Annotated in this window: 15 protein-coding genes; 14 read left to right on the top strand and 1 reads right to left on the bottom strand. The window is 42.2% G+C overall.

Translation table 11 applies throughout. The annotated features are described in order from the left end of the window. Positions 1-21: 21 nt before the first annotated feature. The 14 genes from purE (at position 22) to AOC36_RS07700 (ending at position 15,574) form a co-directional block, all read left to right on the top strand. Positions 22-501 carry a 5-(carboxyamino)imidazole ribonucleotide mutase gene (gene purE, locus AOC36_RS07765; RefSeq protein WP_067633089.1) on the top strand — a complete coding sequence of 160 codons (480 nt, stop codon included), beginning with the start codon at positions 22-24 and terminating at the stop codon, positions 499-501. Further along, positions 498-1,601: a 5-(carboxyamino)imidazole ribonucleotide synthase gene (gene purK, locus AOC36_RS07760; RefSeq protein ID WP_067633088.1), complete on the top strand. Its 1,104-nt coding sequence runs from the start codon at positions 498-500 to the stop codon at positions 1,599-1,601. Before purE ends, purK begins: the two co-directional genes overlap by 4 nt. Continuing rightward, complete coding sequence (locus AOC36_RS07755; protein ID WP_067633087.1) at positions 1,598-5,302, top strand: phosphoribosylformylglycinamidine synthase; 3,705 nt, start codon at positions 1,598-1,600, stop codon at positions 5,300-5,302. Before purK ends, AOC36_RS07755 begins: the two co-directional genes overlap by 4 nt. Then, positions 5,299-6,018, top strand: a complete 720-nt coding sequence (gene purC / locus AOC36_RS07750) for a phosphoribosylaminoimidazolesuccinocarboxamide synthase (protein ID WP_067633084.1) — start codon at positions 5,299-5,301, stop codon at positions 6,016-6,018. The genes AOC36_RS07755 and purC overlap by 4 nt, the downstream gene beginning before the upstream one ends. After that, entirely contained in the window at positions 6,012-7,421 is a 1,410-nt protein-coding gene (gene purF / locus AOC36_RS07745) for an amidophosphoribosyltransferase (protein ID WP_067633082.1), read from the top strand. The genes purC and purF overlap by 7 nt, the downstream gene beginning before the upstream one ends. Positions 7,422-7,430: 9 nt before the next feature. After that, positions 7,431-8,450: a phosphoribosylformylglycinamidine cyclo-ligase gene (gene purM / locus AOC36_RS07740; RefSeq protein WP_067633080.1), complete on the top strand. Its 1,020-nt coding sequence runs from the start codon at positions 7,431-7,433 to the stop codon at positions 8,448-8,450. Then, positions 8,447-9,019, top strand: coding sequence for a phosphoribosylglycinamide formyltransferase (purN, locus tag AOC36_RS07735; RefSeq protein WP_067633078.1), 573 nt, complete (start codon positions 8,447-8,449; stop codon positions 9,017-9,019). The genes purM and purN overlap by 4 nt, the downstream gene beginning before the upstream one ends. Next, positions 9,016-10,551 carry a bifunctional phosphoribosylaminoimidazolecarboxamide formyltransferase/IMP cyclohydrolase gene (gene purH, locus AOC36_RS07730; protein ID WP_067633076.1) on the top strand — a complete coding sequence of 512 codons (1,536 nt, stop codon included), beginning with the start codon at positions 9,016-9,018 and terminating at the stop codon, positions 10,549-10,551. Before purN ends, purH begins: the two co-directional genes overlap by 4 nt. Beyond that, on the top strand, positions 10,551-11,801 hold the full coding sequence (gene purD / locus AOC36_RS07725; protein ID WP_067633074.1) for a phosphoribosylamine--glycine ligase: 1,251 nt from the start codon (positions 10,551-10,553) through the stop codon (positions 11,799-11,801). The genes purH and purD overlap by 1 nt, the downstream gene beginning before the upstream one ends. A gap of 140 nt (positions 11,802-11,941) precedes the next feature. Further along, entirely contained in the window at positions 11,942-12,454 is a 513-nt protein-coding gene (locus AOC36_RS07720) for a cysteine hydrolase family protein (RefSeq protein ID WP_067633072.1), read from the top strand. Positions 12,455-12,504: 50 nt separating this feature from the next. Beyond that, positions 12,505-12,969, top strand: a complete 465-nt coding sequence (lspA, locus tag AOC36_RS07715) for a signal peptidase II (protein WP_067633069.1) — start codon at positions 12,505-12,507, stop codon at positions 12,967-12,969. Beyond that, complete coding sequence (locus tag AOC36_RS07710; RefSeq protein ID WP_067633066.1) at positions 12,966-13,880, top strand: RluA family pseudouridine synthase; 915 nt, start codon at positions 12,966-12,968, stop codon at positions 13,878-13,880. Before lspA ends, AOC36_RS07710 begins: the two co-directional genes overlap by 4 nt. Further along, positions 13,880-15,082 carry a rhomboid family intramembrane serine protease gene (locus AOC36_RS07705; RefSeq protein ID WP_067633065.1) on the top strand — a complete coding sequence of 401 codons (1,203 nt, stop codon included), beginning with the start codon at positions 13,880-13,882 and terminating at the stop codon, positions 15,080-15,082. Before AOC36_RS07710 ends, AOC36_RS07705 begins: the two co-directional genes overlap by 1 nt. Positions 15,083-15,094: 12 nt before the next feature. Continuing rightward, positions 15,095-15,574, top strand: coding sequence for a deoxycytidylate deaminase (locus tag AOC36_RS07700; protein ID WP_067633063.1), 480 nt, complete (start codon positions 15,095-15,097; stop codon positions 15,572-15,574). Here the strand turns inward: AOC36_RS07700 and rnhC are convergent. Further along, positions 15,561-16,436 (bottom strand): ribonuclease HIII, encoded by an 876-nt coding sequence (rnhC, locus tag AOC36_RS07695; RefSeq protein ID WP_067634600.1) that lies wholly within the window; start codon positions 16,434-16,436, stop codon positions 15,561-15,563. The genes AOC36_RS07700 and rnhC overlap by 14 nt on opposite strands. Positions 16,437-16,452 lie beyond the last annotated feature (16 nt).

Raw genomic sequence — 16,452 nt, 5'->3', positions numbered from 1 at the left:
TGGTTATACCAGGAGGACAAAATGGCAAGAGTAGCAGTTATTATGGGAAGCAAAAGTGACTTTGAAGTGATGCAAGAAACCTGTACCATCTTGGATCAATTCAATGTAGAGTATACCAAAACCGTCGTCAGTGCACATCGAACACCACACAAGATGGTCGAGTTTGCCAGCGAAGCGAAAGCAAACGGATTTGACGTGATTATCGCAGCTGCAGGGGGTGCAGCCCACTTACCAGGCATGGTCGCAGCCATGACACCTTTACCCGTAATTGGGGTACCGATTCAAAGTAAAGCCTTAAATGGCATCGACTCACTCCTTTCCATCGTCCAAATGCCCCAAGGCGTTCCCGTATTGACGATGTCGATTGGTAAAGCTGGGGCCATGAATGCAGCATACAGTGCAATTTCAATTCTTGCACTTTCCGATGAAGCACTCTCGAAACAATACATCAAATACAAAGAAACACTCGCAAACGATACCTGGGAGCAACAATTTAGATGAATGTGATAAAACCCCGCCAAACCATTGGGATTTTAGGGGGCGGTCAGTTGGGGCAGATGATGGCGTTTGTTGCGAAGTCGATGGGATATCGCATTCATTCCTATGATACAAATCAAGACTGTCCTTTATCCCTAATCAGTGATCACCATACCGTAGGAACATTCGATGATACACAAACCATGCTTCAATTTTGTAAAGCCTGTGATGTGGTAACCTATGAGTTTGAAAACATTGACGCAAACAGTGTCAAGCACTTAATCCATACAGTCTCAATTCCCCAAGGCCTTCAAGCACTTACCATCTCCAGTGATCGCTGGCTTGAATATCAATTTGTGAAAGATTTAGGGGTAAATACCCTAGATTGCATCTGTGTTGATTCAAAAGAAGCACTCATTGCTGCTATGGATACAATAAAACCCCCATTTATTCTTAAAAGTTTGCGCTATGGGTATGATGGGCATGGGCAAATATGGGTCCATTCACAAGAAGATGTGTCAGCCCTTGAAATCAATCAGCCCTATCTGATGATGCGACGTGTGGATATTCAAACCGAAATATCCGTTGTATGTGCGCGTGGGAAAAACGGTGTTGTTCTCTTTCCTTGTATTGAAAACAAACACACGGATGGCATCTTGGATGTGTCCATCGTCCCTGCACGTATTTCAAACACACTTCAAGAAAAAGCCAAAGGGGAAGCCACAAAGATTGTGGAAGCACTGGATTATGTTGGGGTCATGGCCTTTGAATTCTTTATTGAACAGGACACACTTATATTCAATGAGATGGCCCCCCGTCCTCATAATTCAGGACACTTCAGTATTGAAGGCACGACATCATCCCAATTTAAAGCCCATATTGAAGCGATTTGTGGGCTCACCATTCAAACACCCCATTTGATCAACACCTCCATGATGGTGAATGTCTTGGGTCAACACTTAGACAAAACATTGGAGTATGTCAGTACCACCAATCAAGTGGGTGCATACCACGACTACAGTAAACGTGATGCGAAACACAATCGAAAAATGGGTCACATGACCTTTGTTCACAATCAAGCAATTGAAATAGGAAATGAATTCAGAAGAGAGATAAGAAAATGAAACCAACCCGACTATTTGTAGAAAAGAAGCCAGGTTATAGACTGGAAGCAGATCACCTCAAACAAACCATCAACGATGTGCTCAAGATTGATACAAAAGCCTGCCGTCACATCTTAGTCTATGATGTATATCAATGTGATGAAAACACCCTAGAACTTGCGAAACAATCCGTATTCCAAGAACAAGTGATTGACACATTATCACTCACACTTGATACAGACGGCTATAGTGTCATCGCGTATGAAGCACTGGATGGGCAATATGATCAACGATCAGACAGTGCGATGCAATGCATTAAACTGTTAAACCCGCACACACAGGTGATTGTGAAAAGTGGGATTGTGGTATTGGTCGATGCAATGGATCAACACCAACTCAACACCATCAAATCCTATTTGATCAATCCCGTAGAAATGAAAGAAAAAGACTTAAGTGTCATGAATCTTACCAAAAATGTGGATGTGAAACCCTTGGAGTCATTAAGTGGGTTTATCGCAATGGATGAGCCTAAACTTCACGACTTCTACAACGATTTTGGATTTGCGATGACCTTTGATGATTTAAAATACATTCAAGATCATTTTAAATCTTGTGATCGTGATCCAAGTGAAACGGAAATTAAAGTGTTGGATACATACTGGTCCGATCACTGCCGGCATACAACCTTTAATACCAACCTAGAAACCATCACTTTTGAAGATTTTGACCTTAAGGATGCTATTGAAGCAAGTTTTAATGCCTATGTTGAAGATCGCATTAAACTCAATCGCGCACACAAACCCCTAACCCTGATGGACATCGCTACGGTGAATGCACGCCTTGCGAAACATGAGGGTGATACAACCATTGAAGAAAGTGATGAAGTCAATGCTTGCAGTATCATAATTGATGTTGACCTTAAAGGCGCAAACGAAAAATGGCTCTTAATGTTTAAAAATGAAACCCACAATCACCCAACTGAAATCGAACCTTATGGTGGTGCATCGACCTGTATTGGTGGTGCAATTCGAGATCCATTGTCGGGACGTGCGTATGTGTATCAAGCCATGCGTATTAGTGGCTGTGGGGATGTGTTGGACCCAATTGAGAAAACACTCCCGAATAAACTACCCCAATCCCTGATTGCGAAACGAGCAACCGATGGCTATTCAAGCTATGGGAATCAAATTGGGTTAACCACGACCTATGTTCATGAAATTTATCACCCAAGCTATGTTGCGAAACACTTAGAATGTGGTGCAGTTGTGGGTGCAGTGAAACAGTCAGATGTCATTCGCCTTGAACCCACACCCGGTGATGTGGTGATTTTATTGGGTGGAAAAACAGGCCGTGATGGAATTGGGGGTGCGACTGGCTCATCGGTTGCCCATAAAGAAAGCTCACTGACTCAAAGTGCTGCGGAAGTTCAAAAAGGAAACGCCCTTGAAGAACGCAAGATTCAACGCTTATTTAGAGATCCTGAGGTTACAAAAATCATCAAACGATGCAATGACTTTGGTGCAGGGGGTGTCAGTGTTGCGATTGGCGAGTTGGCCGATGGCTTAGACATTCAATTGGATCAAGTCCGCTTGAAGTATGAAGGCTTAAACCCAACAGAAATTGCTATTTCAGAATCCCAAGAACGCATGGCTGTGGTTGTATCAAATACCGATGCAGATGCCTTTATTCAAAAAGCATCCATGGAAAACTTAGAAGCGTACATTGTCGCAACCGTGACCAATACAAACCGACTCATCATGCGCTACCACGGTGAAGAAGTCGTAAACCTTGATCGTGATTTCTTAAACAGCAGCGGTGTCACGCAACGTAAACCCGTTCACATTGCACCCAAACAGAACCCCAACCCATTTGGACCCTTATGCAAACTGGAAAAACAATCCCTTTTAGACCTTGCCGGTTCCTTAAATTATGGCTCTCAAAAAGGGCTGATCGAACGCTTTGATGGATCTATTGGCGCAACAACCGTACTTATGCCTCTTGCAGGGAAATACCAAACAACTCAAAACTGTGCCAGTGTTCAAAAGATTCCGGTACTGGATGGACAAACCCGAACCTGTTCCATGTTAAGTTATGGATTTATTCCTGAAATATCCGACTATTCACCCTATCTTGGTGGCCAATATGCGATTGTGGAAAGTGTTGCGAAAAGTGTAGCACAGGGGGGCGACCCTTCAAAAATCTACCTGTCACTTCAAGAATACTTCGCAAAACCTGGCGATGATCCTCAAAAATGGGGCAATGTGTTTCAAGCACTGTTGGGTGCTTATGAAGCACAATCTGGACTGGGACTTTGCGCAATTGGGGGTAAAGACAGCATGAGTGGAACCTATCAAGACCTGGATGTTGTGGATACCTTAATCAGCTTTGCGTGTTCACCACAACAGGTCGATACCATCATCTCAAGTGCACTCAAGAAAACCAATTCCTACCTTTACCTTGTTCCAACTTCAACTCATGACAATCATACCGTGGATTTCAAGGCACAAGGTGAGACCTTTAAAACAGTACATGAACTCATTAAAGCACAGACTATTCTCAGTTGTTCAAGTGTTGATCGAGGGAATGTATTTATACAAGTCCTCAATATGGCATTGGGTAATCGTGTCGGTGTCACACTTAACGCTAAAGAACACATGCTTCTCAACCGCTTAAGTGGGAGCTTGATTGTTGAAAGCAAATCACCCCTTGATATTCAATCATGGGTATTGATTGGAACCACACAGGATTCACAAGACTTTATCATCAACGATCTCACATTGTCACTGGATGAACTTCAAGAGGCGCATTTAGGTGCTTTAGATGCCTTGTATCCTGTGCATCGCAAAACATATGATCATGAATCACTGTTTCATCCTGTTTCAACCCAAGATACTTATAAACCAAACACACCCACTCAAGATGTCCATGTTGTCATCCCTGTCTTTCCTGGAAACAACTGTGAATACGATATGGCCCGTGCGTTTAATGAGCAGGGTGCATCCACTGAATTTGTGATTTTCAGAAATCAGAGTGAAACCGCGATTCAAAAATCCATTGAAGCCTTAGAACAAGCCATCAAACGCTCTCATATTATCGCAATACCGGGTGGATTCTCCAGTGGCGATGAACCCGATGGCAGTGCGAAGTTTATTGTGAACGTCTTAAAAAATGAACGCATCAAGAAGGCTATTACCCAACACCTTGATCAAAAACGTTTAATCATTGGCATTTGTAATGGATTCCAAGCGCTCATTAAATCAGGGCTCATCCCGTATGGAAACATCAGGGATGTACAGGAAGATGGCATCACACTCTTTAGAAATGATTGTCAGCACCATGTTTCAAAACTGGTAAACACATGTGTTTCGTCCAATAAATCGCCATGGCTTAAAGACTGCGGCCTTGGATCCATCCATACCTTACCGATTTCTCATGGTGAAGGAAAGATTACCGGAAATCCTGAAGTTATCAAGTCGTGTATTGACCAAGGCTTAGTGGCCTTCCAATACTGTGATTTAAACGCAATGGTTAGGATGGATGAAGCGTACAATCCAAATGGATCGCAGTATGCGATTGAAGGGATGGTCTCACACTGTGGATTAGTGTTGGGGAAAATGGCCCACAGTGAGCGTGTTTCCACACATACTTTTGTGGATCAAGACATTGAAGCACAATCAATTTTTAGAAATGGCGTGAATTATTTCAAGGAGGAACAAGCATGAAAGGATCCCTACTTTACGAAGGAAAGGCAAAGCAAGTCTATGCTACCGATAATCCAGACATGATTATCATGCATTACAAAGATGATGCGACGGCATTTAACGGTGTCAAAAAGGCCCAAATCAATCACAAAGGGGAGCTCAACAATGCCATCAGTACCCTCATCTATGACTACTTGAAAAAACAAGGGGTTCAAACACACCACATCAAAACCTTGAGTGCACGTGAACAACTCTGTAAGAAAGTAGACATCATTCCTTTGGAAGTCATTGTCCGTAATGTTGCGGCGGGATCATTTTCAAAACGCTTGGGCATTGAAGAAGGAACACACCTTAAAAACAGTGTGTATGAAATCTGTTATAAGGACGATGAACTAGGCGATCCGCTCATCAATGAAGACCATGCACTGGCCTTGGGAATCTGTGATATTGAAACATTGGGGTATATAAAACTACAAGCTCTAAGCATTAATCGCTTTTTGATTAAACTCTTTGAATCCTGTGGCATTGAACTGGTTGATTTTAAACTGGAGTTTGGAAATCTATCCAATGGGTCCCTTGTCCTAGCGGATGAAATCTCTCCCGACTCCTGTCGCTTATGGGATCTTGAAACCCAAGAACGCTTAGACAAAGACCGCTTTCGTCGTGATTTAGGGAAGGTTCAAGAAGCCTATGAAGAAATCTTAAAACGCTTAAGTGAGGTATCCACATCATGGTAAACACACAGTTTGATGATCGATCCTTACATGAAGAATGCGGTGTCTTTGGAATCTATAATGTCCAAGAAGCCGCACAGCTCAGTTTTTATGGATTACACAGCATGCAACACCGCGGTCAAGAAGGAACAGGCATTGTGACTTCTGACTCTGAAAATCTGTATGGTCATAAAAACGAAGGACAAGTACGGTATGTCTTTAACGATGCAAACCTGTCCAAACTCAAAGGGGACAAAGCCATTGGTCATGTCCGCTATGCAACCCAAGGGGGCAGCGGTTTGATGAACGTGCAACCCTTCTTATTTAAACATTCCACCGGCGACTTTGGATTGTGTCACAATGGGAACATTGTGAATTCATCCCAACTGCGTGAATTCTTAGAATCCAAAGGATCCATCTTTCAATCAACCTCAGATACTGAAATCTTTGCCCACTTAATCAAACAAGGCCGTCAAACAAACTTCTTGGATGCGATTAAGGAAAGCTTGTTGTATCTTGAAGGTGCCTTTGCCTTTTTATTACTTACCAAAGATACACTCTATGCGATGCGTGATAAAAACGGACTCAGACCCTTATCGATTGGCCAGTTGGACAATGGATATGTTGTCAGTTCAGAAACCTGTGCATTGGATATGATTGGCGCAACCTTTACGCGAGATATATTACCTGGTGAAGTGGTCATGATTAATCAAGAAGGCATTCACTCCTCATTCTATGCAAAAGATGTCCAACATCGCATGTGTGCCATGGAGTATATCTACTTCTCACGTCCAGACAGTGATATTACAGGTCTAAATGTACATACGGCTCGAAAACAATGTGGACGCATGCTGGCCCAAGAAGCACCTGTTGAAGCCGATATTGTTGTGGGGGTTCCCGACTCCAGTTTATCCGCAGCCTATGGGTATGCTGAAGAAAGTGGCATTCCCTATGAAATGGGGATGATCAAAAACCGCTACAGTGGTCGAACCTTTATTGAACCCACCCAAGCCATGCGTGAAAAAGGGGTAAAGATGAAGTTATCCCCGGTACGTTCTGTCGTATCTGGAAAACGCGTGATCTTAATTGATGATTCCATTGTACGGGGTACCACTTCCGCAAACTTAGTGGCGATGTTGAAACAAATGGGAGCACTTGAAGTGCATATGCGCATTGCATCCCCACCCATTATCGCACCTTGTTTCTATGGTGTAGACACTTCAACCTATGATGAACTCATCAGTGCCAATATGGGATTGGATGAATTGTGTGAGAAAATCGGGGCGGATTCCCTATACTTTTTAAGTGAAGCAGGACTTCAAAAAGCCCTCAATAATAAAGGATTATGCATGGCTTGCTTTAATAAGAATTACCCAACCGAACTGTATTCAAAACTGGAAGAAGCCAATAAAGATGGAAAGTGTTAGGAGAAAACTATGAGTGAAAAATATAAAGCAGCAGGGGTCGATATTGAAGCAGGATATGAAGTTGTCGATCGCATTAAAAAACATGTCGGCAAAACCTTTAATCAAGGGGTGATGCAAAATGTGGGGTCCTTTGGCGCCTTATTTGACCTTGCGAAATACAACATTAAGGATCCTGTATTAGTCAGTGGAACCGATGGTGTTGGAACTAAATTAGTGATTGCCCAAACCTTTAACCGCCATGAAACCATTGGCATTGATTGTGTCGCAATGTGTGTGAATGACATCTTGGCACAAGGCGCAATGCCACTGTTTTTCCTTGATTACTTAGCGGTTGGGAAAACAGATCCAGTCATGATTGAAACCATCATCCAAGGGATTGTGGAAGGATGTACCCAAGCAGGCTGTGCTTTAATTGGCGGTGAAACTGCAGAAATGAATGATTTGTATCAAGGGGATGATTATGACCTTGCCGGATTTGCCGTGGGTGTTCAAGAAAGAGATCGCCTCTTAAAACCAGAAGACACAAAACCTGGACAAATCCTCATTGGTCTGAAAAGCTCAGGAATTCATTCCAATGGATTCTCACTGGTGCGTAAATTAATCTTTAAAGACAATGACCTCGATATGAATCAAAGTGTTGATGGCATGCCACTTCTAAATCGTCTACTCACACCCACTCGCATTTATGTAAACAGTGTTATGGGACTCATTGACCAAAACCTTGTAAGTGGGATTGCCCACATTACTGGCGGAGGGTTTTATGAAAACATTGAACGCTGTCTTCAAAAAGGCTTAGGGGTCAGTATCAATACACATGCTTGGGAAAAAGATGAAATCTTTACCCTGATTCAATCACTGGGCGATATCAGTGATGAAGAAATGTACGCCATCTTTAACATGGGAATTGGCATGGTATTAGTGGTTGATGAAGCAAAGGTTGAACCAGTATGCAGTCATCTTAAATCCAAAGGTGAAACACCTGTGATAATGGGTGAAGTCATCGCAACACCAGGAGTTATTTTACGATGAGGCTGTGTGTCTTTGCATCAGGAACCGGATCAAATTTTGAAGCCATTTATGATGCAATTGAACAAGGTCGTATTCATGCAACCCTTGATTTGTGCGTATGCGATAATCCACAGGCTGCCATTATCCAAAAAGCCCAAGCACGGGGTGTGGATACATTCGTATTTAATCCCAAAGATTATCCAAATAAAAAAGCCTATGAAACACAGATTCTTGAACAACTCAAATCACACGCGATTGATTTCATCGCACTTGCAGGGTATATGCGTTTGATTGGGAAAACCTTACTTCAGGCATATCCCCAAAAAATCATCAACATCCATCCATCTCTTTTACCCAAGTACAAGGGACTGGATGCCTTAGGACAAGCACTTCAAAATAACGATACGCTTTTGGGTGCCAGCATCCATTATGTTGATGAAAGTTTAGATGGTGGGGCCATCATTCAACAACAATCCTTTAGATGTTATCAAGGACAACCACGATCAGAAATCGAAGCAGAACTCCATCGCATTGAACATAAACTCTATGTGAGTGTGTTGGAAACAATCAGTCAGGAGAATAAACTATGAAACGCGCCTTATTAAGTGTCAGTAATCGAAGCGGTCTTGTGGAATTTGCACAAGGATTGCTATCACAGGATTATGAAATCATTGCGACAGGGTCAACGAAACAATACCTGGAAGACCATGGACTCACAGGGTTATTAAGTGTTGAAGATGTCACAGGATTTGAAGAAATGATGGATGGTCGTGTCAAAACACTGCACCCGCTCATTCATGGCGGGTTATTGGGACTTAGAGACAACCCATCCCACATCAAAGCCATGGAAAAACATGGCATTAAACCCATCGACCTTGTGGCAGTTAACCTATATCCGTTTAAAGAAACCATCGCTAAAGAAGGGGTGGTCTTAGAAGAAGCGGTTGAACAAATTGACATTGGGGGCCCTTCAATGCTCAGAAGTGCTGCGAAAAACTTTAGAGATGTCACCGTCATCATTGATCCCCACGATTACACCCGTGTTTTAGAAGAAATTTCGATGCATCAAAACACGACTGAATCCTTTAGACGCCATCTTGCGACCAAGGTCTATGCAAGTACTGCCTATTATGACACATTGATTGCAGCGTATCTGAATGAACAGTGTGAAGAACCCGTCACATCCCCATTGACCCTTGGATATGAGTTAAACGCATCCTTACGATATGGAGAAAATCCACATCAAGATGCTCAGTTTTACGCAAGTGCACACACAGAAAGCTATGCTTTGGCCAGTGCAAAACAATTGCATGGGAAAGCATTATCCTATAATAACATTCAAGATGGAAATGCTGCCTTAAATATGGTAGAAGAATTTAAACATGATTGTGTCTGTGTTGCGGTGAAACACATGAACCCCTGTGCCATAGCATGTGGGAAGGATGTGAATGAAGCGTTTGATAAAGCTTATGCAGGCGATCCCGTCAGTATCTTTGGTGGAATCGTGGCATTTAATCACAGTGTCACTTTAGAAGTCGCACAAAAACTATCCGCCATCTTTTTAGAAATCATTTTAGCACCAGCTTTTGATGACGATGCGCTGACACTGCTTAGTAAGAAAAAGAATCTAAGATTGTTGGAATATAAAACAGAAGGGCCATTGGCGAATCATGAATTTAAGTCTGTGAATGGGGGACTGCTTGTGCAAGCACGTGATACCCACGCACCCACACCCGATTCAATTCAATGTGTAACCCAAACACCCCTAGATCCCCACGATCTCAATAGCGTCTTGTTTGCCCAAAAAGTTGTGAAGCATGTGAAGAGTAATGCAATCGTTGTGGTGAATGGTACGCAAACCGTAGGCATCGGTGCAGGACAAATGAACCGAGTAGGTGCAGCACAGATTGCGCTAAATCAAGCCGGTGAAAAAGCAAAAGGTGCAGTCTTGGCCTCAGATGCATTCTTCCCAATGCGTGATACGGTTGATTTAGCTGCACAGTATGGCATTAAAACAATCATTCAACCAGGCGGTTCCATTAAAGACCAAGAATCCATTGATGCATGCAATGAAGCACAGATTGCCATGGTCATAACAGGTGAAAGGCACTTTAAACACTGATGGGACGCGTATTAGTTGTCGGAAGTGGGGGACGTGAACACGCCCTTGCCACCCGCTTTAATCAAAGCCCATCGGTTGAAACTGTCTATATTGCGCCAGGTTCACCATGCATGGACGATGTCGCAACCTTAGTGGACATTGATGCACTTGACTTTGAAGCACTTAAAGCATTTGCCCTAAAACATGCCATTGACCTTGTGGTGGTGGGCCCAGAGATTCCACTGGTACAGGGTATACAGGATGCATTTAAAGACACAAACATTTGTGTGTTTGGACCTTCAAAGTATTGTGCAAACCTTGAAGGCTCAAAAGCATTTGCGAAAGAAATGATGAAACAGGCCAATATCAAAACGGCCGGTTATGAAACCTTTGACGATGTCACACAGGCCATCGCCTATGCCAAAACCAAAACCTATCCCCTTGTCTTAAAGGCATCCGGTCTTGCAGCTGGAAAAGGGGTTGTGATTGTGAACTGCTTTGAAGATGCAGAATCTGAACTGCACCACATGATGACACATAACAAATTTGAGGATGCAGGCAATGTCGTGGTGATTGAAGACTTCTTAGAAGGTGAAGAATTCTCCTACTTATGCCTAGTGTCCCATGACACAATAATCCCCCTACAAGTATCTCAAGATCACAAGCGGGCTTTTGATCATGATGAAGGGCCGAATACAGGCGGTATGGGAGCCTATACCCCTGTTGATTCCATTACGGATGATGATTTGAACTGTGCCCTTAATGATGTAGTAAAACCCATCGTTTCAACACTTCTAAATCAAGGTCATCCTTATACCGGGGTACTTTATGCAGGGCTCATGAAAACCAAAGACGGCATTCAAGTTATCGAGTTTAATGTACGTTTTGGTGATCCTGAAACTGAAGTCTTAATGTTAGCCCTTGAAAGTGATCTCTACCAGGTCATTATGGACTTAATGAGCGGGAAAAAAACGGAACTACAATGGACCAAAGACTACGTGATTGGAGCCGTTTTAGCAAGCCAAGGGTATCCCGATGCTTATCAAAAGGGGGCTGTGATTAAAGGCTTAGAGACACTCAAGACACCAGTATTCCATATGGGAACCACACGCAATGATCACGGTGTGATTGCAACAGGTGGACGTGTTCTTTTTGTAACGGCTCGCGCCGATACCTTACAAAAAGCCCAAGCCATGCTCTACCAAGAAATTGATAAGATCGACTGTGATGCACTGTTTTATCGACGCGATATCGGGTTTCACAATTCTTAAACACTCAAACAGGGATTTCCCTGTTTTGTTTTATGGGTGGGTGAACCCCAGTCATTTATTTAAATTGTGGTACAATTAAACTATAAAAAGACAGATGAAAGGAGTGGTATCATCAATGGGATGATACCAAAGAGGAATGTATGAAAAAACTTTTGGTTGTAGTGGATTATCAACATGATTTTATTGATGGAAGTTTAGGATTTGATGGTGCGAAATCACTGGCACCGTTAATTAAAGCGCGTATTGAAGAAACCCTTCAACACGGGGGCGATGTCGTTTTCACCCGTGATACCCATGACGAAAACTATCTCAATACTCAAGAAGGTTCAAAGCTTCCAATCAAACATTGTATCAAAGGCACTCATGGGTGGGAAATTGAAGAATCATTAACTCAGTATGCTTCCCATGTGTTTGATAAACCAACCTTTGGATCGTTGGAATTTGGTGTGTGGCTCAACACTCAAACTTATGATGAGGTTGAACTGTGTGGCTTAGTGTCCAATATCTGTGTTTTATCCAATGCAGTGCTTTCTAAAGCGGCACTTCCCGAAGCAAGAATCGTGGTTGATCATACATTAACCGCAAGTTTTGATGAAAAAAGGCATACTGAAGTGTTGAGTATCCTTGAGGGGATTCAAGTTGAGGTAATTTAAACTTCATCACGTCCCAATGTGTGTTATAATTACCAAGAAATGAGGCGTATATGAAGAAATTAATCTTATGTGTGATTTCGGTTGGTTTGTTAGTGCTTGACCTTTGGTCTAAGGCAGTGGTTCAAACAAGCGTCGGAGTCAATGAAAGAATTCAAGTAATTCCAAACTTTTTTTACATCACTTACTTAAAAAATACAGGGTCCGCATGGAGTCTTTTTGAAGGATTGGGACCCATCGTGATTGTTGTGAGTATTGTTGTGGCATGTGTGATTGCTTATTATTTTGTGAAGCAAACCAACATGGTGTTACTAACTGGACTTGCATTAGCATTTGCGGGAAATTTAGGCAATCTTTATGACAGAGTTGTGTTCAATTTTGTGCGTGATATGTTTTCGTTTAACCTCTTTGGATACTGGTTCCCAGTATTTAATGTGGCGGATGCATGCATGGTAATTGGCGTAGCGCTGGTGTTTATTTATACTTACTTAGAAGACAAGAAGGGTGGGACGTTATGATTAAGCTCATTGTAGAACTTGAATATGATAATGAACGGTTGGATGTGTTTTTAGCGCAAATGGTTGAGAATACATCACGCAGCGTCATTCAATCATGGATTAAAAAAGGAAATGTCAATGTCAATGGCTCCCCTTCAAAAGCAAACACGCGACTTCGCGAAGGCGATGTTGTCCAGTTTCACGTTGAAGTGGTTGATACAACCCTTGCTCCAGTAAACATGGACTTAGACATTGTGTATGAAGACGACCATTTACTTATCATTAATAAACCCCGTGATATGGTGGTTCATCCATCCATGACAACCTTAGACCGTCCTACCTTAGTGCATGGTCTTTTAGCCTATACAGATCAACTCAGCGATATTAATGGGGAACTAAGACCAGGTATTGTCCATCGTATTGATAAAGATACTTCTGGATTATTGGTGGTTGCGAAAACAAATGAAGCCCATGAAAAACTTGTGGAAGACTTAAAAGAACACTTAATAAAACGTGAATATATGGCACTGGTTCATCATGTCATGGAACATCAGTCCATCTTAGTGGATGCGCCGATTGGACGTGATCCAAAGCATCGTCAACGCATGGCAGTAACGGATGTGAATTCAAAACCTGCAACAACACGGATGTTTGTGATTGAAAACTATGCGCAAGAAGACATGAGTTTAATTCGCTGTGAACTTGAAACCGGACGAACCCATCAGATTCGGGTGCATTGTAAATACATTAACCATCCAATTGTTGGGGATAAGACCTACAGCTATCGAAACACACCGGATATTGGGGGTCAATGGTTGCATGCTTATGCACTCACCTTAAATCATCCGATTACGGGTGAACCCCTTCATTTTGAAGTCGAAATCCCCCACCAACTTCAAGCATTTTTAGATACCGTGAGGGGGGATGTATAGTGGCATTACGAGATTTAGATGTATGGGCATTAGAACTTACTGATTACTTTATGAAATCACATGGGTATAAACTGGTGACATTATCACAAGAAATATCTCAAACCTGGCTGATTAATGAAAACGAAGCACAGGTTCCCATTATCATGATTTCAGCGCAAAGTATCAAGGAAGTCAATCGCTTTGAAATCAAGCAAATTCACGCAACCTTATCGCTGCTTGTGAAAACAACACGACCTGGGCTTTTTATCACTGTGAATGAACAAGACTTTGATGATGCGGATGATTTTGTATTGGTAACACCCACACGCATATCCGATACAAACTTTGCAACCCGTTACCCTAAAATTCAAGGGGAAATGCATCCCTTACAAAATGTGAACCTGCAACGCGCACGCACAGTCATTATGGATCGCATTCACACACGCATGCGTAAAGAACAACAACGGTCTATGATTAAAAACACCATGGGAACCATGATTGTGATCATCTTAGCGTTGATTGGATTTATCGCCACAAACTATCTGATATCACAAGGGGTAACCCTTGAACTCTCAGTGGTTATGCTGGGTGCATATTACAAACCGCTTATTTCAAAAGCCTATGAATTTTGGCGTTTTTTAACCCCGATGTTCTTGCACGCTTCATTTATACACCTCTTGATGAATGTGTATGCATTACGAAGTATTGGTCGCATCTTAGAACCACGCTTGAAAACAGGACGCTATCTTTTGATCCTATTTTTGGGAGTCATTATGGGAAATGTCTTTGTATTCTTACGTGAAGACTCCATGATTGGTGTAGGAATGAGTGCAGGGATTTATGCCTTGTTTGGTGCCTTTGCGATTATGATGTATGAAACCGATATGTATAAAAACCCACTGGTTCGAAACCAAATGATTTCAATTATTGGGGTAAACTTATTTATCAGTTTACTTCCAAATGTAAGCTTTACAGCACATGCTGGTGGCTTGTTTGTGGGAATCTTCTTTGGGTTTATTTTCTCAAGACGCCAAGATTGGGCAACCTTACGAAAAGGAACCCTTGCGATATTTTGTCTCACCTGTGTGGGATTGGTGGGGATGGTCCTCACACGCAATCACTACATCGAACCTTCAATGTTTGATTTAAACTTTATCAACACAGTGTATGAATTTGGATTTAAAGATTACGCATTGCATTTGCGAAACTTACTACTAAAATAAGGAGTATAGACTATGGGAAAACGTTTAAATGCCATTTCATGGGATGAATATTTCATGGGCTTGGCACATTTATCTGCCTTTCGATCAAAAGATCCATCGACACAAGTAGGGGCTGTGATTGTTGATCCAAACAAACGCATTGTTGGGATTGGATACAATGGCTTTCCTGCTGGCATCAGTGATGATGAATTTCCGTGGGAACGTGAAGGCGATTTCTTGCATTCAAAATATGCATATGTCGTTCATGCTGAATTGAATGCGATTCTCAATGCAACCCGAAACCTAAAAGATTGTTCTTTATATGTTTCATTATTTCCATGCAATGAATGTGCGAAAGCAATCATTCAAGCAGGCATTAAAGAAGTCGTGTATGAAGATGATAAGTATGCTGAAACAGACGCAGTCCTTGCATCAAAATCCATGCTTGCACAAGCAGGAATTACCTTAAGAAAAACACCCAAGCGGGTGTCAGTTGAGCTTAAGAGCCTATAATGCGTTGGGTGTTCTTGAAGTGAGTTTTAGCCACGTCGTAAAGGACGTGTTCACCAAAGCGTTTCACAAACTGCTGACCAAACACATCAACATGCGCTCCAGCGCCTTTTGGGAACGTACAATCATAGTGGGTTCCCATTTTTTCTATGGCGTGTAAAAAGGCATAACGCGCAATGATTGAAGCACAGGCCACTGCAAGGTATTTTTGTTCCGCCTTGGTTTCAAAATGAAGCGGCGTGTATGCATCAATGCCTTTAAGTGCTTTGTAATAAGCATCTTTTGGCATGAACTGATCCACAACTGCAAGGGGTGGCATGGGTGCTTTTTTAGAGAGATGAAGATAGGCTTGATTGTGTAAGCGTGCCTTAATTTGGTTTAAGTTATAGATTTTATGGGTGTCATTATAGGTCTTGTTGTCAAGAATCAACAAGCTATAGTCCAAAACATCCATTAATTGCGGTGCAATGTTCATGATGACATCATCCTTCATCAGCTTTGAATCAAGGATTAAGTCTAAAGGTAAGTGGTTGGCATTTTCTTGCGTCACAATACATGCACACACTGTAACCGGACCAAAATAATCACCGGTCCCCACTTCATCACTGCCTGCCATGGGTAGGTGTGGTGTGAGGGGTTTAGTGGATGGTTTGGATGAGGATGTGGGTGCATAGGGTGAAAGGATTAGATCCAAATTCTCACCTTGAAACACCACTTTACAAGAAGTGTAAACTGTGATGGTGTAATCTGAACCTTTGAGTTGAAATTGCGTATGCGCGATATCATAACGAAAGGATGCATCCTTATGACGCACCTTTAAGTCATCGATTTGTTTTTGAGTTAATGTCAGTGATTTAGTTTCCATACTAATAATATAGACG

Origin of the sequence: Erysipelothrix larvae (assembly GCF_001545095.1) — a bacterium.
Taxonomy (GTDB): Bacteria; Bacillota_I; Bacilli_A; order Erysipelotrichales; family Erysipelotrichaceae; genus Erysipelothrix; species Erysipelothrix larvae.
This window is presented reverse-complemented; position numbering and strand designations above follow the sequence as displayed.